This window comes from uncultured Polaribacter sp. (assembly GCF_947497125.1).
GTDB lineage: Bacteria > Bacteroidota > Bacteroidia > Flavobacteriales > Flavobacteriaceae > Polaribacter.
Map to the genome: position 1 here is coordinate 87,236 of NZ_CANMFI010000002.1, position 19,809 is coordinate 107,044.

Below are 19,809 nucleotides of genomic sequence, written 5' to 3' on the forward strand. Positions count from 1 at the left end.
TTTTTTAAGTTGAAATTACTGTTAAAAATACTTATATCATTCACGTTTCATATTTTTTTTGCAACTTTACAATAATTAATGTCTTAACTATGAAAAAAATTCAAAACTTTATATTCTTAATTTTTATATTTCTGATTTTAATTGCCTGTGGTTCATCAAAAATAAATAAAGAAAAACCTGTAGTTATTGCTAATGACAGCTTATCATACGAAGTAATAATTATAGACAACGGTTTTAACTTGTATTTAAATTCTGTAGCGCAACCCAGAAAGTATTATTCGCAACAATACCTAGAAAGTAGAAATTATATGTTTGTAACTACCTGGAATATAAGAGCTCAAAATCCGTTACAATTTAACCCAAATATTTACGAAAACACAATCGAATATACCAATACTATTGATTATGGCTACGAGGTAAATTACCTGCTATTTAACTATTTTATGTTTGCTCAACAGAAATATAAAATGAGTTTAAACGGTGGTTTTAATAATCGAATTAGATAGTTTTCTTTTGATAGCTTATAAAACTATAATCGTACTTATTTTTATCATCGGCAGTAAAATTCTCTCTTCTTACTTCTTTCCAAACACTAAGATCTATCTGAGGAAAAAAGACATCTGCTTCAAATTCTTGATGAACCTGAGTAATATCTAATTGATCTACCAAATCTTTTTCTATAGCCTCTTTATATATTTGTGCGCCACCAATAATAAATATATTTGCGTCGTTTTCTACTAGTTTTATAGCTTCTTCTATACTATTGGCAACCAAACAACCGTCTTTAAAATAATTTTTATTTCTGGTTATAATAATTGTTGTTCTATTTGGCAAAGGTTTCCCTATAGATTCGAAGGTATTTCTACCCATTAAAATGTGATGCCCAGTGGTTACTTTTTTAAATCTTTTTAAATCTGCTGGTAAATGCCAAATTAAGTCATTGTCTTTCCCTAAAGCATTATTTGTTGCAATGGCGGCAATAATTGTAATCATCATTTAAAACTATTTTTAGTGTAAAGATATTTTAGCGTTTTTGGTAGTCTCTTTTATTGAATTAGATAAAGGTTCTTAGACGGCTACTTTTCCTTTAATATGTGGGTGCGGATCGTAGTCTGTCAACTCAAAATCATCAAAAGAAAAATCGAAAATACTTTTTATAGCACTATTTAACTTCATTTTAGGCAAGGGTCTAATTTCTCTAGACATTTGCAACTCTAACTGTTCAACGTGATTGTTATAAATATGTGCATCACCAAAAGTATGTATAAATTCTCCTGGTTGATACCCACAAACTTGCGCAATCATCATTGTAAACAATGCATAAGAAGCAATGTTAAAAGGCACTCCTAAAAAAATATCAGCACTTCTTTGATATAATTGGCAAGATAATTTTCCGTCTGCTACATAAAATTGAAAAAAAGCATGACATGGCGGCAAGGCAGCTTTACCATTTGCTACATTTTCTGAGAAAGAAACAGAAGTATCTGGCAATACCGAAGGATTCCATGCAGAAACCAACATTCTTCTAGAGTTTGGATTGTTTTTTAAAGTTGCAATAACTTCTTTTAATTGGTCTACTTCATCACTATTCCAATTTCTCCATTGATGTCCATAAACAGGCCCTAAATCTCCGTTTTCATCAGCCCAAGAATCCCATATTTTAACTCCGTTATCTTGTAGATATTTAATATTTGTATCTCCATTTATAAACCAAAGTAGTTCATATATTATAGATTTTAAATGCAATTTTTTAGTGGTTACCATCGGAAAACCTTCACTTAAATCAAAACGCATTTGGTACCCAAAAACACTTTTTGTGCCCGTACCTGTTCTATCTCCTTTTTCGTTCCCGTTTTCTAAAACATGTTTTACTAAATCGTGGTATTGTTTCATAGTAATCTTTGCATTTAATTTATATTGAACATTACTTAAAATGAACAGTTGTAAAAATAAAAAAAGCTTCAACTAATTTGTTGAAGCTTTTTAAATAATATTTTAAAGTTATTAACGATTGTAAGAAACCTTTTTTAGCCAATAATCATTCCTGCAATTGTTGCCGACATTAAAGAGGCTATAGTACCACCTATTAATGCTTTTATACCAAATTCTGACAATACTTTACGTTGCCCAGGAGCTAAAGAACCAATACCACCTATTTGTATACCAATAGAAGCAAAGTTTGCAAAACCACACAACATATAGGTTGCCATTATAATCGATTTATTAAAATTTAAATGGGTAGCATTTGCTATATTTTTTAATTCTGCTAATTGTATATAACCAACAAACTCGCTAGCAGCTAATTTAATACCTAACAACTGCCCCATCATAGAAATATCTTGAGTTGGCACTCCAATTAACCACATTAAAGGTGCAAAAATAGAGCCTAAAATAAACTCTAAAGACAATGCTTGATATGCCGTATTTTGTGCAATAATGGTGTTTAGAGTAGTAATATCTCCTACCCAACCTAAAATACCATTTAACATGGCTATTATAGCAACAAAAACCAACAACATTGCACCCACATTAACCGCCAATCGTAAACCTTCTGAAGTACCATTAGCAATGGCATCTAAAATATTAGAACCTATTTTTTCTTGAGAAACAGTAACGTCTGTATTTACTTTTTCTGTTTGCGGATACAGTATTTTTGAAATAACAATTGCACCTGGTGCAGCCATTACAGATGCTGCTAATAAATGCTTTGCAAAAACAAGCTCTAAAACTTTATCTCCACCACCTAAAAAACCTATATAAGCAGCCAATACGGCCCCTGCAACAGTTGCCATACCGCCAATCATTACCAATAGCATTTCTGAACGATTCATTTTTTCTAAATAAGCCTTTATTAAAAGCGGAGCTTCTGTTTGACCTAAAAAGATATTACCTGCAACCGAAAGACTTTCCATACCAGAAATTCCTAAAAATTTAGACAATCCGATGGCTAATACTTTAACTACTTTTTGAATAATTCCTAAATAAAACAACAAAGAAGTTAGTGCAGAAAAGAAGATAATAGTAGGCAATACTTGAAAGGCAAAAATGTAACCAAACTTGTTCATATCGCCAACAATACCTGCAAAAAGAAACTCACTACCAGCCTTTGTATATGCTAAAATTTCTATAAAAACACCTCCAACTAACTCGAACACCGTTTGTATAAATGGCACTTTTAAAACACCTACAGCAATTAACAATTGCAAAGCAAGACCAATACCTACTTTTTTCCAATCGATTGCTTTTTTATTGGCACTAAATATAAAAGCAATTAAAATTAATGAAAACATACCCAACACACCACGCCATAAACTTCCGATAGAGAAACCATTACTCGGTAAAATTTTGGTGACTATGGTTGCCATTTCTGCATCTTGAGAAAACAGTGACATTGACATTAAACAAAAAACGACGGTACCTATTTTTTTCATAATCATGATGATCTATTATTAAGAGCGTTTACTTATTTCGTCTCTAAGTTTGGCCGCCAATTCGTAATTTTCGTCAGTAACAGCATTCGTTAATTTTTGATTTAGTTCTTCTAAAGACAATGATGAATAGTTAGACTCTTTTGCAGCTACTAAAGCATCTAAATCTATGTCCTCTTTTTCTGTTTCTGAAATAGAGGTAATCCCTAATTCTTCTTCAATTTTTAAAAACACTCCCGCTTTTTCTAAAATATTCTCATACGTGTAGATAGGTGCATTAAAACGAACCGCTATTGCAATTGCATCTGATGTTCTTGCATCAATAACCTCTTCTACCCCATCTTTTAAACAAATTAGGCTAGAAAAAAATACTCCATCTATTAATTTATGAATAATAACTTCTTTTACTGCAATAGAAAATCGATCAGAAAAGGTTTTAAATAAATCGTGGGTTAATGGTCTTGGCGGTCTAATTTCTGTCTCTAAAGCAATTGCTATAGATTGTGCCTCGAAAGCGCCAATAATGATTGGCAATGTACGCGTACCATCTACCTCACTTAAAACCAATGCATAAGCACCAGTTTGAGTTTGGCTGTAAGAAATGCCTTTGATATTTAATTGAATGAAACTCATGAGTTTTTTTACCTAAAACTAAAAAAGAAATCGCTCTCTTTTTTTATTTTAATTGTACTGCTTTTAAAAGGGCACAATTTAGGAAAAATAATAGCTTAAAAACTGATATTTCTCTAAAATATATTCAATAAAAATTTTAACTACTTGCGTGAAGGATTGAAGCAACTGTTTGAGCTCTCCCGATTTTTTATCGGGAAGCGAGTGCGGAAAGCCAGACGAAATTATTTGAATTGGATGTTGATTTAAAATAAAAACCTATCAAAACAAATTATTTTGATAGGTTTTATAAACTTTTGCTTACTCAAATAATTTGGGCACGCCCAAAAATTAAGAAGCTTTAAAAGCTTTTAGTTTTTCTATTAATTTAGGCACTACATCAAAAGCATCACCTACAATACCATAGTCTGCCGCTTTAAAAAACGGCGCCTCTGGATCGGTATTTATAACCACTTTTACTTTAGAGGCATTGATGCCTGCCAAATGCTGTATGGCACCAGAAATACCAATTGCAATATATAAATTAGAAGCTACTGGCTTACCTGTTTGCCCAACATGCTCTCCGTGTGGTCGCCAACCTAAATCGGAAACTGGTTTAGAACAAGCTGTAGCGGCATTTAACACATCTGCCAACTCTTCAATCATGCCCCAGTTTTCTGGACCTTTTAACCCTCTACCTGCAGAAACAACTACTTCTGCATCTGCAATGGTTACTTTACCTGTAACTCTTTCTATTTTTTCTGATGTAACAGTGGTTTCGATAAGTGCTGCCTCAAAATTTTCGGTGGTTCCAGAAACAGGATTCTCATGAATACCGTAAGAATTTTTTGCAACTCCGATTACCTTGTTTTCTGTGTTAATAGTTGTATTTGAAAACGCTTTGTTAGAAAATGCTTTTCTTTTTACTGTAAATGGCGATACACTAGAAGGTACATCTACCGTATTAGAAACATACCCTGCATTTAAATTAACTGCTACTAAAGGCGCTAAATACAAACCATCGATACTAGAATCTACAACAACAACTGTTGCATTTTCTGCAGTTGCCACATTGGTAACTAAATTTGCATATTGTTTGGCATTAAAAGTACTTAAACTTGGGTTAGATACTGCAACTACTTTCTCTGCACCGTAAGTATATAACTCAGAAGCATCGCTAACATTAACAGTTAACGCAACAACATTTGTACCTAATTGTTCGGCAACTTTTTTACCGTATGAAACTACTTCTAAAGCAGTTTTTTTAAATTTTCCTTCCGATGAATCGGCAAAAACTAAAACAGACATATTTTTATTTTTTAAATTTTTCCTAAGCTAGACTCAGGAACTTATTATATATTTTGATAACCTTTTGTAAAGATTCTGAAACGAGTTCAGAATAATATAACCTGCGATTAAATTACCTTTGCTTCATTATGCAATAAGCTAATTAGCTCATCTACATTATCTGCGTCTATTAACTTTACAGCTCCTTTTGGTGCTGGTTTTTCAAAAGAATTAATACCCGTTGACAGTTCTGATTCACTTGGCTCTATAACTTGTAAAGATTTTTTACGTGCCATCATAATACCACGCATGTTTGGTATTCTTAAATCTTTTTCTTCTACAATACCTTTTTGTCCACCAATTACAATTGGTAGGCTAGAAGATAATGTTTCATTACCACCATCAATTTCTCTAATTGCAGTTACCTTTTCGCCATCTAGCTCTACACCAACACAACCATTAATAAAATTAAAATCTGTTAACGCTGCTAGCATACCTGGTACCATTTGCCCATTATAATCTGCAGACTCTTTACCTGCTAATATCATATCGAATGCTCCATTTTTTACAAATGCTGCAAGCTCTTTGGCAACTTGTAAACCATCTGTTGGATTGGCATTTACACGAACTGCTTCATCTGCACCAATCGCCAAAGCCTTTCTTAATGTTGGTTCTGTTTCTGCTCCTCCTACATTTATAACTGTAATCGTTGCTCCTTGCTTTTCTTTAAACCACATTGCTCTAGTTAAACAAAACTCATCGTAAGGGTTTATTACAAACTGCACGCCATTTGTATCAAATTTTGTATCGTTCTCTGTAAAATTAATTTTAGAGGTAGTATCTGGTACGTGACTTATACAAACTAATATTTTCATAAAATTCTTTTTTTTACTTTTATTGTGCTACGAATTTACGCTTTTTTTTTAAAAAATACTATGCATGCATAGTATTTTTTAATTTATTTAACACTTTTAGAAAAAGGATTGAGATATTTAAACAAAATAAAACTCGTTTTTGTGTAAAAGTGATTAAAAAAATGATTTTTAATTGCTTACTTTTGCATTTGAAAATTACTAATTACAATATATACTAAATGAAAACAGTTCAATTCAGAGAAGCAATTTGCGAGGCTATGAGTGAAGAAATGCGCAGAGATGAAAGCATTTACTTAATGGGCGAAGAAGTTGCAGAATACAATGGTGCTTACAAAGCATCTAAAGGTATGTTAGATGAGTTTGGTGCCAAACGTGTTATAGACACTCCTATTGCAGAGTTAGGTTTTGCAGGTGTTGCAGTAGGATCTGCAATGAACGGCAATAGACCTATTGTAGAGTATATGACTTTTAACTTTTCTTTAGTTGGTATTGATCAAATAATAAACAATGCCGCAAAAATTAGACAAATGTCAGGTGGCCAATTCAATTGTCCTATAGTATTTAGAGGCCCAACAGCTTCTGCAGGTCAATTAGGTGCAACACACTCACAAGCATTTGAAAACTGGTTTGCAAACACACCTGGATTAAAGGTAATTGTACCTTCTAACCCATACGATGCAAAAGGTTTATTAAAAGCAGCTATTAGAGATGATGATCCTGTAATTTTTATGGAATCTGAGCAAATGTATGGTGATAAAATGGAAATTCCGGAAGGAGAATACATTATACCTATCGGTGTTGCAGATATTAAAAGAGAAGGAACAGATGTAACTATAGTTTCTTTCGGAAAAATTATTAAAGAAGCATACAAAGCTGCAGATGAGTTAGCTAAAGAAAATATTTCTGTAGAAATTATCGATTTAAGAACAGTACGTCCTATGGATCATGCTGCCATTATAACTTCAGTTAAAAAAACAAACAGATTGGTAATTTTAGAAGAAGCATGGCCTTTTGCTAGTGTTTCATCAGAAATTACCTATAGAATACAAGATGAGGCTTTCGATTATTTAGATGCGCCAATCAAAAGAATTACTACAGCAGATACACCTGCACCGTATTCACCAGTTTTATTTGAAGCTTGGATACCTAATGCAAACGATGTTATAAAAGCAGTGAAAGAAGTATTGTACGTTAAGTAACAACTTCTTAAAAGCACAAAATTAAAATCCTTTTTTCTTTATTGAAAAAAGGATTTTTTTAGTAAATAATGAATTTTAAATCACTTCGAAAACAATTACGTAAATACAAGCTTAAAACTAGAAGAAATTTTAATAGATTTATTACTTTTGTAGACTATTATTTTAACCCTTAGTAAGAAAAGAAAATTATGAGCGAAGATAAAAAAGGAAAATTAACTTTTGATGTATTGATTGAAATACCAAAAGGAAGTAGAAATAAATACGAATACGATTTTGCTTTGCACAAAATTCGTTTTGATAGAATGTTATTTTCATCTATGATGTATCCAGGTGATTATGGGTTTATACCAGAAACACTTGCCTTAGATTCAGATCCGTTAGATGTTTTAGTTTTAGGACACCAACCAACCTACCCAATGGTGGTTATGGAAGTAAGACCTATTGGTGTTTTTTACATGACAGACGAAAAAGGACCAGATGAAAAAATTATATGTGTTCCTGTTTCTGATCCTATTTGGAGTGGAAAAATGGATATTGCAGATTTAAATCCACACAGATTAAAAGAAATCGAACACTTTTTTCAAGTATACAAAGATTTAGAAAAGAAAAAAGTAGATACTGGTGGCTGGGGTAATGCAGAAGATGCGATAAAAATTTACCATGAATGTGTAACTCGTTACGACAATAGCGAACATAAGAAAAAGAGGACTTTTACGATATAAATTATCAAATACTCAATAAAACAGCAAATAAATAAACCATCTTTTAAATAAAGGTGGTTTTTTTATTAATTTGATTTTAGTACTTTTACCTCCGTTTTAAACTAATCAAATTAAAAATAATATATGGAATCAATGATGATTTGGATGCCAATTGTAATGGCTGTTTTAGGTTTAATCTACATGTGGGTTAAACAATCTTGGGTAATGAAGCAAGATGCTGGTGATGGTAAAATGAAAGAAATTTCTGATTACATTTACGAAGGAGCTTTGGCTTTCTTAAGCGCAGAATATCGGTTACTTGCCATTTTTGTAGTCGTTGTAAGTATTGCATTAGCGGCTGTTTCATTTATAGTACCTACCACACATATTTTAATTGTAGTCGCATTTATTTTTGGAGCCGTTTTTTCTGCTTTCGCAGGAAATATTGGCATGAAAATAGCAACTAAAACAAACGTTAGAACTACACAAGCTGCAAAAACTAGCTTACCAAATGCATTAAAAATTTCTTTTGGTGGTGGTACTGTAATGGGCTTAGGTGTAGCTGGTTTAGCTGTTTTAGGTTTAACCGCATTTTTTATTGCATTCTTTCACTTTTTTATGGGTGGCGTTTGGACAAACACCATGGACATGACAATAGTCTTAGAAACCCTAGCGGGTTTCTCTTTAGGTGCAGAATCTATTGCATTATTTGCTAGAGTTGGTGGAGGAATCTACACAAAAGCTGCAGATGTTGGGGCAGATTTAGTTGGTAAAGTAGAAGCTGGTATTCCTGAAGACGACCCAAGAAACCCTGCTACAATTGCAGATAATGTGGGTGATAATGTAGGTGATGTTGCAGGAATGGGAGCAGATTTATTCGGTTCTTATGTTGCAACTGTTTTGGCTGCCATGGTTTTAGGAAACTACGTAATTAAAGATATGGGCGGAAGTATTTCTGATGCCTTTGGCGGAATTGGCCCAATTTTATTGCCAATGGCAATTGCGGGTGCAGGTATTATTATATCTATAATTGGTACATTATTAGTGAAAATTAAAAATAATGATGCCAAAGAAGACCAAGTAATGAGCGCTTTAAATAAAGGAAACTGGACGTCTATTGTCTTAGTTGGTCTTTCTTGTTTTGGATTGGTAACTTGGATGTTGCCAGAAACAATGCAAATGGAATTCTTTGGCGAAGGTTTGCAAGAAATTTCTTCAATGCGTGTTTTTTATGCTACACTTGTAGGTTTGGTAGTTGGCGCAGTAATATCATCTGTTACAGAATATTATACAGGATTAGGGAAATCGCCTATCTTAAAAATAGTACAACAATCATCAACAGGAGCAGGAACAAACATCATTGCTGGTTTGGCAACTGGTATGATTTCTACATTCCCTTCAGTAATCTTATTTGCTGGTGCTATATGGGCATCGTACGCTTTTGCAGGTTTCTATGGTGTGGCTTTAGCTGCATCTGCAATGATGGCAACCACAGCTATGCAATTAGCAATTGATGCATTTGGACCTATCTCTGACAACGCAGGTGGAATTGCAGAAATGAGCGAACAAGAACCAATTGTAAGAGAACGAACAGACATTTTAGATTCTGTTGGTAACACAACTGCAGCTACTGGTAAAGGATTTGCTATTGCCTCTGCGGCATTAACATCTCTGGCTTTATTTGCTGCTTATGTAACCTTTACAGGCATAGATGGTATCAATATTTTTAAAGCACCTGTTTTAGCCATGCTATTTGTAGGTGGAATGGTGCCTGTTGTATTTTCTGCGTTGGCGATGAATGCTGTTGGTAAAGCTGCTATGGAAATGGTACAAGAAGTAAGAAGACAATTTAAAGTAATTCCTGGTATTATGGAAGGTACTGGAAAACCAGAATACGATAAATGTGTGGCAATATCTACACAAGCATCCTTAAAAGAAATGATGTTACCTGGTTTGCTAACCATTGGTTTTCCTTTAGTTATTGCATTTTTACCTTTGGCTTTCGGTATGGATAAATTAGCAATTGCAGAAATGTTAGGTGGCTATATGGCAGGTGTAACAGTATCTGGTGTTTTGTGGGCTATTTTCCAGAACAATGCTGGTGGTGCTTGGGACAATGCTAAAAAATCTTTTGAAGCTGGTGTAGAAATCAATGGAGAAATGACTTACAAAGGTTCTGAAGCTCATAAAGCTGCTGTAACCGGAGATACTGTTGGAGATCCTTTTAAAGATACTTCTGGACCGTCAATGAACATTTTAATTAAGTTAACCTGTTTAATCGGTTTGGTAATTGCACCAATTTTAGGAGGTCATTCTGATACAAATACACATAGTGAAGCAATCAAAAAAGAGGTAAAAGTTCAGATAAAAAAATCTTCTGATGATTTAGCCACAGCAACCATAACTACTTCTAAAACAGAAAATGGTAAAACTGTTACAGAGGTTCAAAAAATTGAGGGAACAATTGCAGAAATTGAAAAGAAGGCTAATGAAGCCGGAACAATCGTGTCTGTAAATGTTGATAAAACAACTAAAACTGAAGAAGTAAATGTAGTTGTAAAATAATAAGAATAAATTCTTTTTCAAATACACTAAAAAAGCATCCTAAACTCTAGGATGCTTTTTTTTATGAAATTATATGTAATTTTAAATAGTAACTTAAAACGCATATCGTTGAGGCCCACCTCTGCGAATATCTTCGCTAGCAACTTCTTCGAATTGAGTAAAATTATTTCTAAATGCGTTTGATAATTTAAATGCTGTTTTATAATATGCTTCATCATTATTCCAAGTAGCTCTCGGACTTAATAATTCGGTTGGCACTCCAGGACATGTTCTTGGCTGTGCTACTCCAAAAACAGAATGAATATGGTAATCTTCGTATCTATAACTGCCTAAATCGCCATTTAAAACAGCAGCAATCATTGCTCTTGTATATTTTAATGGCATTCTTCTTCCAACGCCATATTGTCCACCAGACCAACCTGTATTAATCAACCAAACATTAACATTTGCATCTTTCATTTTCTTACTAAGCATCTCTGCATATTTTGTAGGATGTAAAGGCATAAAAGGTGCACCAAAACAGGCAGAAAAACTAGGTGTTGGTTCTTTAATACCCGCTTCGGTTCCTGCAACTTTTGCAGTATATCCAGAAATAAAATGATAAGCTGCTTGGTTAGGTGTTAATTTAGAAATTGGAGGCAATACTCCGAAAGCATCCGCAGTTAAAAAGAAAATATTCTTTGGATTTTTACCAATGGAAGGTTGTTTGATATTTTCTATGTGATCTATTGGATAACTAACTCTGGTATTTTGCGTGATTGAAGTATCTGTAAAATCGACAACCCCATTTGTATCCATAACCACATTCTCTAGGATTGCGCCTTTTTTAATGGCTCCAAAAATCTCTGGTTCTTGTTCTTTTGATAAGTTAATCACTTTTGCATAACAACCACCTTCAAAATTAAAAACGGTGTTTTCTGCAGTCCAACCATGTTCATCATCACCAATTAAACTTCTTTCCGGATCTGTAGAAAGGGTTGTTTTACCGGTTCCAGACAGTCCAAAGAAAATAGCTGTATCCCCATTTTTACCAACGTTTGCAGAGCAATGCATTGGCAGGGTATTTTTGAATACAGGAAGAATAAAATTTAATGCAGAAAAAATTCCTTTTTTAATTTCGCCTGTATATCCTGTTCCTCCAATTAGTGCAATTTTCTTTGTGAAATTTAAAATAGCAAAATTGTGTTGTCTTGTTCCGTCTACTTTTGGGTCTGCCATAAAACCGGGTGCATTTACAACCGTCCATTCTGGTTCAAAATCTTTAAGTTCGGCTTCTGTTGGTCTTAAAAACATGTTATAGGCAAACATATTACTCCAAGGAAACTCGTTGACAACCCTAATATTTAACTTGTAATTTTCATCTGCACATGCATACGAATCTCTCACAAATATTTCTTTATTAGAAAGATACGCTGTTACTTTAGCATATAGAGCATCAAACTTATCTGTATCAAAAGGAAGATTAATATCACTCCACCAAACCTCGTCTTTGGTTATTGCGTCTTTTACAATAAAGCGATCTTTGGGTGAACGCCCTGTAAACTCACCAGTGTTTACAGCGATAGCACCTAAAGAAGAAACCTCTCCTTGTTTCTTTTTAATAGTTTCATCAAACAGTTTGTCTGAAGTTAACTGATATTTAATTGTTGCATTTTTGATTCCTAGACTATTTAACGAAATCGATTTCGTATTTGTATCTACCATATCAATATAAATTTTTAAATGAGCCTCAAAATTAAGAAATATTTCGAAATAGAAACTACTTATGCAGTGCTTTCTTTAAAAAAAATATAAGTAAAGTTAACCATGCAAAAATAAAAAATGATCCCCCTAATGGTGTTACAAACCAAATCGATTTTGCTGTTATCGGTGTCAACTGAATTGCATAAATAGATCCCGAAAAAAACAAGATTCCTATAAATAATAGATAACTAACTGTGTTTTTTTGCTGTAATGAAAAACCACTATAGGTGTTTACAAAAAAGAGTACTAACACATGATAGATTTGATATCGTACAGCTGTATTAAAACTTTGTAATTCTGACGCGCTTAAAATTTCTTTTAATGCATGTGCCCCAAAAGCACCTAAAATAATGGCAACAAGCCCTAAAAAAGAAGCAATAACTAAATTTTTAAACATATTTAAAGCTTTTTGTTTAATTTTAAACAATTAATGTATCTTCGTAAAGAAACAAAATTACACTTTTTATCTATGAAAAACATACTAATAATAGGCGCAGGTAAATCGAGTGCTGCTTTAATAAAATACCTTTTAGATAAATCTGATGAAGAAAATCTACAAATTACAATTGGAGATATTTCTACAGAAAATGCTTTAAAATTATTAGATAATCACAAGAATGGTAGTGCAATTGTTTTAGATGTTTTTGACAAAAATCAACGTGAAAAAGAAATAAAAAAGGCTGATATTGTTATCTCTATGCTGCCTGCAAAACTACATATTGATGTTGCCAAAGACTGTATATTAAATAAAAAACACATGGTAACTGCTTCTTATATTTCTAAAGAAATGAAAGAATTAGACAGTGCTGCTAAAAAAAATGGACTCGTTTTTATGAATGAAATTGGTTTAGACCCTGGTTTAGATCATATGAGCGCCATGCAAATGTTAGATAAAATAAGAGCAAAAAATGCCAAAATGTTGTTATTTGAATCATTTTGTGGTGGTTTGGTTGCCCCAGAAAGCGACTCTAATTTATGGAATTATAAATTTACATGGAATCCTAGAAATGTTGTTTTAGCAGGCCAAGGTGGCGCAGCAATGTTTATTCAAGAAGGGACTTATAAATACATACCCTATCATAAATTATTTAGAAGAACCGAATTTTTAAAGATTCATGGGAGTGGAAACTTTGAGGCTTATGCCAATAGAGATTCTTTAAAATATAGAAGTATTTATGGTTTAGATGAAATACCAACCATGTACAGAGGAACCATAAGAAGAGTGGGCTTCTCTAGAGCTTGGAATATTTTTGTGCAATTAGGCATGACAGACGATTCTTACACTATTGAAGATTCTGAAAACATGAGTTACAGAGACTTTGTGAATTTATTTTTAGCCTATTCTCCTTCTGATTCTGTAGAATTAAAATTACGGTCTTACCTTAAAATAGATCAAGATGATATTATGTGGGAAAAATTAATTGAGCTAGATCTTTTTAACCCGAAGAAAAAAATAGGGTTAAAAAATGCTACTCCTGCTCAAATACTTCAAAAAATATTAGAAGACTCTTGGTCTTTAAAAGAAACAGATAAAGACATGATTGTAATGCAACATCTTTTTGGTTTTGAAATTGATGGCAAAAAACAACAAATAGAAAGTAGTTTAATTGTTTTAGGAGAAAACCAGACTTATACCGCTATGGCTAAAACAGTGGGGTTACCCGTTGCAATTGCTGCGTTAAAAATAGTAAAAGGAGAAATAACAACACCTGGCGTACAACTACCTATAAACAAAGAGGTTTACGAACCTATTTTAAAAGAATTAGAAAACTATGGCATTCTCTTTCAAGAGAAAGAAGGCACATATTTAGGTTACAACCCAAACAACGTAATTGGTTAATAAAGTAACTGTTTATCTATACAAAATCTTGCATAATACCTATTAAGGTATTTGCATCTTGAAAACCTGTTTGGCGCCATTTCATCTCTCCATTTTTATAAATCATAAAAGTGGGATTTCCTTTTACCCTTAATGCACTTGCAAGAAGTTCATTTTTTTGGATATCTATTTTAATAACCTTGGCTTTATCGCCTAATGCAGCAGCAACGTCTCTTAGAGTAAGTACGGTATTCTCTACATCGTTCCAATCTGTGTAAAAGTCGATTAAAACTGGCTTTTCTGCATCAATAAGCTCCCCAAATTTCGTCATCTTATAAAGTATTTCGGTGGGGGGAACCATTTTATTTTGAGTTAGTTAGTAAACAAATGTAAATAAAAAAAATTAAATCAATAAAAATTTATTCTTTTTTTAACTCTATCACTGTAATTTCTGGCCAGATACCAACTCTACCAGGAAAAAAATGATATCCAAACCCCCTATTTACGTTAATATACCTGCCAAATTCTTTGTACAAACCTGCCCATTGTTTGTATGCAAACTGAGACGGACTCCATTTAAACCAGCCCGGCAGCTCGATACCCATTTGCAAACCATGTGTATGCCCACTTAAAGTTAACTGATAATTTAATGGATCTTTCTTTACTTTATGTTCCCAATGACTTGGGTCGTGCGACATTAATATTTTAAAATCTTCTTTCTTAACACCAGCAGACGCTTTTTGTAAATCGCCAGATTGATTAAAGCCTTTGCCCCAATTTTCCACTCCTAAAAGCGCAATTTTTTCACCTCCTTTTTCTAGGTATCGATGTTCATCTAATAATAATTCGAACCCTATTTTTTGATGAATTTCTTTTACTTTTTGAAAATTATCAATTTTATCTTGCGGATTTTTCCAATCCATATAATCGCCATAATCATGATTACCAAGAACCGCATACTTTCCTTCTTTGGCCTCTAATTTATCAAAAACAGAAATCCAGTCATCCATTTCACTGGCTTGATTATTTACAATATCTCCTGTAAAAAGTAAAAGATCAGATTTTTGTTGATTAATTAAATCAACACCATATTGTATTTTTTCTTTATTGGTAAAACTACCAGAATGAATGTCTGATATTTGTGTAATGGTAAAACCATCAAAAGCAGCAGGTAAATCTTTAAATTTAAGCTGATATTTAATTACCTTATAATTGTATTTACCCTGAATAATACCATAAATAAATGAGGCAAAAGGAATAGCAGCAAGCCCTAAAGCTATTTGTGAAATAAATTTACGCCTGCTTGGCATTGCCTGGGTATTATTTGATGATATTTTAGAAATCAACTTTACAATTCCACGATAAAAATCCTCACCAAAAAGCACAAAAATTATCACCAATTTTGGAATCGATATTGTTAGCATTAACCCCATTGCCATCTGAAATTGTGGTGTTTGCCCATCACTTCTAGAATAAGAAAAAATGGTTACAAAAAAGTTGATATAAACGGCAACACTAATCAACAAAAAAGCATACAAGAGTATCTTATTTTTAATGACCGTTTTAAAGGCTTGAAAAGCATAAATTTCGACGATAATAATTAAAGCAGAAAGAATTAAAAGTGGAAAAATCCAACGAGGCATAGAAAATGTTTTTGCAAATTTATGGCTTTTAAAAATAGTATTATTCTATTTTAGAATAGTTTAACAATTACTTGTTTTTTATGTATGATTTTTAGCAAGTAGTTTCTAAAAAATTAACAGCTTTTAAGTTTAAATTAAAAAAGTTATTTTTTTTTAATAGATTTATAAAAACTTTTTTTGATAAAACCCAACCATTATGGAAACGATTGTTACTTTTTTTGAAAACCTTAGTACTCTTCAAAAATTTGTTTGGTTAGTTTGTTGTTTATCTCTTTTTTGGGTTTTAGAAGGCATTTATCCCTTAAAAAAACATCAGTATAATAAATGGAAACACGCCAAAACAAATTTTATTTTACTTTTATCTACGCTACTTATCAATTTAATTTTTGGCCTTATTACAGTAGGTGTGTTTATATGGTTGGATGAAACAAACTTCGGTTTGCTAAATCAAATTGAGCTACCTATTTGGGCAGAAGCAATTATTGCCATTCTTATTCTCGATTTTACCTCTCAATATCTAGTGCATTATATACTTCATAAAACCCCTGTTTTATGGCGCTTTCATACCGTTCATCATAGCGACACGCATGTAGACGTAACCTCTGGCACAAGGCATCATCCCATCGATTTTATCTTTAGAGAAACCTTTGCATTACTTGGTATTGTAATTGCAGGTTTGCCTGTTGCCTACTACCTTATGTATCGAATGCTAACCGTTATTTTTACTTATTTCTCTCATGCAGATATTAAATTACCAAATCAATTAGATAAAACAATTAGTTACCTTTTTGTATCGCCAAACATGCACAAGTTTCACCATCATCATGTTATGCCATGGACAGATACTAATTTTGGCAATATTTTTTCTATTTGGGATCGACTCTTTGGCACCTTTATCTACCAAGACACTAAAAACATTGTTTATGGTGTAGATATTTTAGAGTCTGAAAAGACAAACGATCTTTTATATCAATTAAAAGCACCTTTTAAAAAGGATTTAAAATCTGCGCCTTACAAAGGCTAATTTCTGCTAGTTTTTTGTAGTTTTATCTTTTTAAAACAAAGACAAAATGTTAGACCAAAAGAGAGTTTTCTTAGTAGATGCCTTTGCACTAATTTTTAGAGGCTATTATGCCTTTATCAAGAACCCTAGAATTAATAGTAAAGGCCTAGACACCTCTGCTATTATGGGATTTATGAATTCTCTTTTAGACGTTATTAAGCGTGAAAGACCCGATCATTTAGCTGTTTGTTTTGATAAAGGTGGTAGTGTAGATCGTGTAGAAATGTTTGAAGCTTATAAGGCTAATAGAGACGAAACCCCCGAAGCAATAAAAATTGCAGTGCCTTACATACAAGAAATATTAAAAGCCATGCACATCCCTATTATGGTAAAAGAAGGTTTTGAGGCAGATGATGTAATGGGGACTTTATCTAAACAAGCAGAAAAAGAAGGGTATAAAACTTTTATGGTTACCCCAGACAAAGATTTTGCACAACTAGTTTCTGAAAATATTTTTATGTACAAACCTCGTTTTGGCGGCGGATATGATATTTGGGGAGTACCTGAAGTACAAGAAAAATTTGGTGTTGAAACACCAGAACAAGTTATCGATTTTTTAGGGATGATGGGCGATTCTGCTGATAATATTCCTGGATTGCCTGGTGTTGGAGAAAAAACAGCAAAAAAGTTTTTAGCAACTTATGGTTCTATGGAAAACCTACTGGCAAACACCCATGAGCTAAAAGGAAAAATGAAAGAGAAAGTAGAGGCTGCAAAAGAGTTGGGTTTACTTTCTAAAAAATTAGCAACTATTATGCTAGATGTTCCGGTAACGTTTAATGCAAAGGATTTTGAATTAGACCAACCCGATATAGAAAAAGTTACCGAACTTTTTAATGAACTGGAGTTTAGAAACCTACTAACCAATTTTACAAGAACTTTTGCGAAAGAAAATACAGAAAAAGTAAATTCGGCAGAAAACAATTCTGATGCTGATACTAATAAAGTTGAGAAAACACCAACTAAAAAAACAACTCAAGAAGGTCAATTTGATTTGTTTGCGGCTCCGGGATCTGGAAATGTATCTGAAACCGAAATAGCATCGGGATATAAAACCATCAAAAATACCGAACATTTTTACCAGCATATCGACTCGTCACTTTCTAGAAAATTATTACTAAAAAAATTACTACAACAAAGTTCTGTTTGTTTTGATACCGAAACTACTGGATTAAAAGCTCTTGAAGTTCAATTAATAGGAATTGCTTTTTCTTTTGAAGCTGGTAAAGGCTATTATGTGTCTTTACCTGAAGACCAAGAAGAAACAGCTGCAATTTTAGAAGAGTTTCGTCCCTTTTTTACATCCGAAGAAATTGAAAAAATTGGGCATAATTTAAAATACGATATCAAGGTATTATCAAACTACAACATGCCGGTTAAAGGCAAGCTGTTTGATACCATGATTGCGCATTATTTGATTAACCCAGATATGCGACATAATATGGATGTGTTGGCAGAAACCTACTTAAATTATCAGCCAGTATCTATCACAGAACTGATTGGTAAAAAGGGAAAAAACCAACTTTCGATGAGGGCTGTGCCTATTGAAGAGCAAACGGAATATGCGGTAGAAGATGCGGATATTACCTTTCAACTAAAACAATTATTTACTGCAGAATTAGCAGCTGGTAACGTTACAAAACTATTTAATGAGATAGAATTGCCATTAGTATCTGTGTTAACGGCTATGGAAATTGAAGGAATTAACCTAAACACCCATTTTCTAAAAACACTTTCTGTTGCATTAACAGAAGATATTGATCGATTAGAAAAAAGCATTTACGATGCAGCCGGAGAAGAGTTTAATATTGCGTCACCAAAACAATTAGGAATTGTTTTATTTGAAAAAATGGAACTCGTTAAAAAACCTAAAAAGACAAAAACGGGTCAGTATAAAACAGGTGAAGATATTTTGTCTTTCTTAGCGAAAGACCATGAAATTATAAGAAATATTCAAGAATATCGTCAATACAAAAAACTACAAAGCACTTATGTAGATGCGTTGCCAAATGAAATTAACCCTAAAACAAACAGGGTACACACCCAATACATGCAAGCTGTTGCTGCTACTGGGCGTTTAAGTTCTAACAATCCAAATTTACAGAACATCCCTATAAGAACAGAACGCGGTAAAGAGGTCCGAAAATCATTTATCCCAAGAGATGAAAATCATGTTTTGTTGGCGGCAGATTATAGTCAAATTGAATTGCGAATAATAGCTGCTTTAAGTGAAGAACAAACCATGATAAATGCTTTTAAAAACGGAGAAGATATTCATGCTTCTACCGCTGCCAAAGTATTTAATGTTCCGCTAGAAGAAGTTACAAGAGAACAACGTAGCAATGCAAAAACAGTAAATTTCGGAATTGTTTATGGTGTTTCTGCATTTGGTTTAAGCAACCAAACAGATTTATCTAGAAGCGAGGCAAAAGAATTGATAGATACGTATTACGAGACCTATCCGAAGTTAAAAGCATACATGGCAAACCAAGTAGATTTTGCAAGAGAACACGGCTATGTTGCAACTGTTTTAAATAGACGTAGGTACTTAAAAGATATTAATTCTAGAAATGCAATGGTAAGAAGTGGTGCAGAAAGAAACGCTGTAAATGCACCAATACAAGGTTCTGCCGCAGATATTATTAAAATAGCAATGATTCATATTTACAATCGTTTTGAGAAAGAAAACTTAAAAACTAAAATGTTATTACAAGTGCATGATGAATTGGTTTTTGATGTGCCAAAAGAAGAATTAGAACTTGTAAAACCTATTATAAAACATGAAATGGAAAATGCTTTTAAAATGAGTGTTCCGTTAGATGTAGAGATAGGTGTTGGAGAAAACTGGCTAGAAGCACATTAAATAGAACACTACAG

17 protein-coding genes are annotated in these 19,809 nt (G+C 32.9%); 7 read left to right on the top strand and 10 right to left on the bottom strand.

Going from position 1 to position 19,809, the window contains the following annotated elements:
• Positions 1–89: 89 nt before the first annotated feature.
• Complete coding sequence (locus tag Q0678_RS03510; protein ID WP_299053979.1) at positions 90–506, top strand: DUF6146 family protein; 417 nt, start codon at positions 90–92, stop codon at positions 504–506.
• On the opposite strand, the gene Q0678_RS03515 is transcribed toward Q0678_RS03510, so the two are convergent.
• The 6 genes from Q0678_RS03515 to Q0678_RS03540 all read right to left on the bottom strand — a co-directional run bounded on the left by Q0678_RS03515 (position 499) and on the right by Q0678_RS03540 (position 6,199).
• Positions 499–993 carry a dihydrofolate reductase gene (locus tag Q0678_RS03515; RefSeq protein WP_299054960.1) on the bottom strand — a complete coding sequence of 165 codons (495 nt, stop codon included), beginning with the start codon at positions 991–993 and terminating at the stop codon, positions 499–501. The genes Q0678_RS03510 and Q0678_RS03515 overlap by 8 nt on opposite strands.
• Before the next feature lie 75 nt (positions 994–1,068).
• Positions 1,069–1,893 (bottom strand): thymidylate synthase, encoded by an 825-nt coding sequence (locus Q0678_RS03520; protein ID WP_299053982.1) that lies wholly within the window; start codon positions 1,891–1,893, stop codon positions 1,069–1,071.
• A gap of 134 nt (positions 1,894–2,027) precedes the next feature.
• Positions 2,028–3,392 (bottom strand): nucleoside transporter C-terminal domain-containing protein, encoded by a 1,365-nt coding sequence (locus Q0678_RS03525; RefSeq protein WP_299053987.1) that lies wholly within the window; start codon positions 3,390–3,392, stop codon positions 2,028–2,030.
• A gap of 57 nt (positions 3,393–3,449) precedes the next feature.
• A complete protein-coding gene (locus tag Q0678_RS03530; RefSeq protein WP_299053992.1) occupies positions 3,450–4,061 on the bottom strand; it encodes a bifunctional nuclease family protein in 612 nt (203 codons plus the stop codon).
• A gap of 327 nt (positions 4,062–4,388) precedes the next feature.
• Positions 4,389–5,345 carry an electron transfer flavoprotein subunit alpha/FixB family protein gene (locus Q0678_RS03535; protein ID WP_299053995.1) on the bottom strand — a complete coding sequence of 319 codons (957 nt, stop codon included), beginning with the start codon at positions 5,343–5,345 and terminating at the stop codon, positions 4,389–4,391.
• Positions 5,346–5,452: 107 nt separating this feature from the next.
• Positions 5,453–6,199 (bottom strand): electron transfer flavoprotein subunit beta/FixA family protein, encoded by a 747-nt coding sequence (locus tag Q0678_RS03540; RefSeq protein ID WP_299053998.1) that lies wholly within the window; start codon positions 6,197–6,199, stop codon positions 5,453–5,455.
• Positions 6,200–6,417: 218 nt separating this feature from the next.
• Here Q0678_RS03540 and Q0678_RS03545 point away from each other — a divergent pair, with 218 nt between their 5' ends.
• From Q0678_RS03545 to Q0678_RS03555, 3 genes are all read left to right on the top strand, one after another.
• Positions 6,418–7,398, top strand: a complete 981-nt coding sequence (locus tag Q0678_RS03545; protein WP_299054000.1) for a pyruvate dehydrogenase complex E1 component subunit beta — start codon at positions 6,418–6,420, stop codon at positions 7,396–7,398.
• A 188-nt stretch (positions 7,399–7,586) separates the two neighbouring features.
• On the top strand, positions 7,587–8,120 hold the full coding sequence (locus Q0678_RS03550; protein ID WP_299054003.1) for an inorganic diphosphatase: 534 nt from the start codon (positions 7,587–7,589) through the stop codon (positions 8,118–8,120).
• 123 nt (positions 8,121–8,243) lie between these two features.
• Positions 8,244–10,664, top strand: a complete 2,421-nt coding sequence (locus tag Q0678_RS03555) for a sodium-translocating pyrophosphatase (RefSeq protein WP_299054006.1) — start codon at positions 8,244–8,246, stop codon at positions 10,662–10,664.
• 93 nt (positions 10,665–10,757) lie between these two features.
• Here the strand turns inward: Q0678_RS03555 and pckA are convergent, their stop codons facing one another.
• A complete protein-coding gene (gene pckA, locus Q0678_RS03560) occupies positions 10,758–12,368 on the bottom strand; it encodes a phosphoenolpyruvate carboxykinase (ATP) (protein ID WP_299054009.1) in 1,611 nt (536 codons plus the stop codon).
• A gap of 55 nt (positions 12,369–12,423) precedes the next feature.
• Positions 12,424–12,804, bottom strand: a complete 381-nt coding sequence (locus tag Q0678_RS03565; RefSeq protein WP_299054012.1) for a DUF423 domain-containing protein — start codon at positions 12,802–12,804, stop codon at positions 12,424–12,426.
• A gap of 33 nt (positions 12,805–12,837) precedes the next feature.
• On the opposite strand from Q0678_RS03565, the gene Q0678_RS03570 reads away from it, so the two are divergent.
• Positions 12,838–14,247: a saccharopine dehydrogenase family protein gene (locus Q0678_RS03570; protein WP_299054962.1), complete on the top strand. Its 1,410-nt coding sequence runs from the start codon at positions 12,838–12,840 to the stop codon at positions 14,245–14,247.
• A gap of 16 nt (positions 14,248–14,263) precedes the next feature.
• On the opposite strand, the gene Q0678_RS03575 is transcribed toward Q0678_RS03570, so the two are convergent.
• A complete protein-coding gene (locus Q0678_RS03575) occupies positions 14,264–14,557 on the bottom strand; it encodes a co-chaperone YbbN (RefSeq protein WP_299054015.1) in 294 nt (97 codons plus the stop codon).
• Positions 14,558–14,645: 88 nt separating this feature from the next.
• On the bottom strand, positions 14,646–15,869 hold the full coding sequence (locus Q0678_RS03580; RefSeq protein WP_299054018.1) for a metallophosphoesterase: 1,224 nt from the start codon (positions 15,867–15,869) through the stop codon (positions 14,646–14,648).
• Between the two features lie 196 nt (positions 15,870–16,065).
• Here Q0678_RS03580 and Q0678_RS03585 point away from each other — a divergent pair, with 196 nt between their 5' ends.
• Entirely contained in the window at positions 16,066–16,893 is an 828-nt protein-coding gene (locus Q0678_RS03585; protein WP_299054021.1) for a sterol desaturase family protein, read from the top strand.
• 46 nt (positions 16,894–16,939) lie between these two features.
• Positions 16,940–19,795 carry a DNA polymerase I gene (gene polA / locus Q0678_RS03590; RefSeq protein WP_299054024.1) on the top strand — a complete coding sequence of 952 codons (2,856 nt, stop codon included), beginning with the start codon at positions 16,940–16,942 and terminating at the stop codon, positions 19,793–19,795.
• The last annotated feature ends 14 nt before the right edge of the window (positions 19,796–19,809 follow it).

Coding starts and splice junctions, on each gene's coding strand:
- Q0678_RS03555 (WP_299054006.1), top strand. CDS start 8,244: ATGGAATCAATGATGATTTGGATGCCAATTGTAATGGCTGTTTTAGGT.
- Q0678_RS03545 (WP_299054000.1), top strand. CDS start 6,418: ATGAAAACAGTTCAATTCAGAGAAGCAATTTGCGAGGCTATGAGTGAA.
- Q0678_RS03570 (WP_299054962.1), top strand. CDS start 12,838: ATGTATCTTCGTAAAGAAACAAAATTACACTTTTTATCTATGAAAAAC.
- Q0678_RS03530 (WP_299053992.1), bottom strand. CDS start 4,061: ATGAGTTTCATTCAATTAAATATCAAAGGCATTTCTTACAGCCAAACT.
- Q0678_RS03520 (WP_299053982.1), bottom strand. CDS start 1,893: ATGAAACAATACCACGATTTAGTAAAACATGTTTTAGAAAACGGGAAC.
- Q0678_RS03515 (WP_299054960.1), bottom strand. CDS start 993: ATGATTACAATTATTGCCGCCATTGCAACAAATAATGCTTTAGGGAAA.
- Q0678_RS03565 (WP_299054012.1), bottom strand. CDS start 12,804: ATGTTTAAAAATTTAGTTATTGCTTCTTTTTTAGGGCTTGTTGCCATT.
- pckA (WP_299054009.1), bottom strand. CDS start 12,368: ATGGTAGATACAAATACGAAATCGATTTCGTTAAATAGTCTAGGAATC.
- Q0678_RS03540 (WP_299053998.1), bottom strand. CDS start 6,199: ATGAAAATATTAGTTTGTATAAGTCACGTACCAGATACTACCTCTAAA.
- Q0678_RS03550 (WP_299054003.1), top strand. CDS start 7,587: ATGAGCGAAGATAAAAAAGGAAAATTAACTTTTGATGTATTGATTGAA.
- Q0678_RS03575 (WP_299054015.1), bottom strand. CDS start 14,557: ATGACGAAATTTGGGGAGCTTATTGATGCAGAAAAGCCAGTTTTAATC.
- Q0678_RS03580 (WP_299054018.1), bottom strand. CDS start 15,869: ATGCCTCGTTGGATTTTTCCACTTTTAATTCTTTCTGCTTTAATTATT.
- Q0678_RS03510 (WP_299053979.1), top strand. CDS start 90: ATGAAAAAAATTCAAAACTTTATATTCTTAATTTTTATATTTCTGATT.
- Q0678_RS03585 (WP_299054021.1), top strand. CDS start 16,066: ATGGAAACGATTGTTACTTTTTTTGAAAACCTTAGTACTCTTCAAAAA.
- polA (WP_299054024.1), top strand. CDS start 16,940: ATGTTAGACCAAAAGAGAGTTTTCTTAGTAGATGCCTTTGCACTAATT.
- Q0678_RS03525 (WP_299053987.1), bottom strand. CDS start 3,392: ATGTCACTGTTTTCTCAAGATGCAGAAATGGCAACCATAGTCACCAAA.
- Q0678_RS03535 (WP_299053995.1), bottom strand. CDS start 5,345: ATGTCTGTTTTAGTTTTTGCCGATTCATCGGAAGGAAAATTTAAAAAA.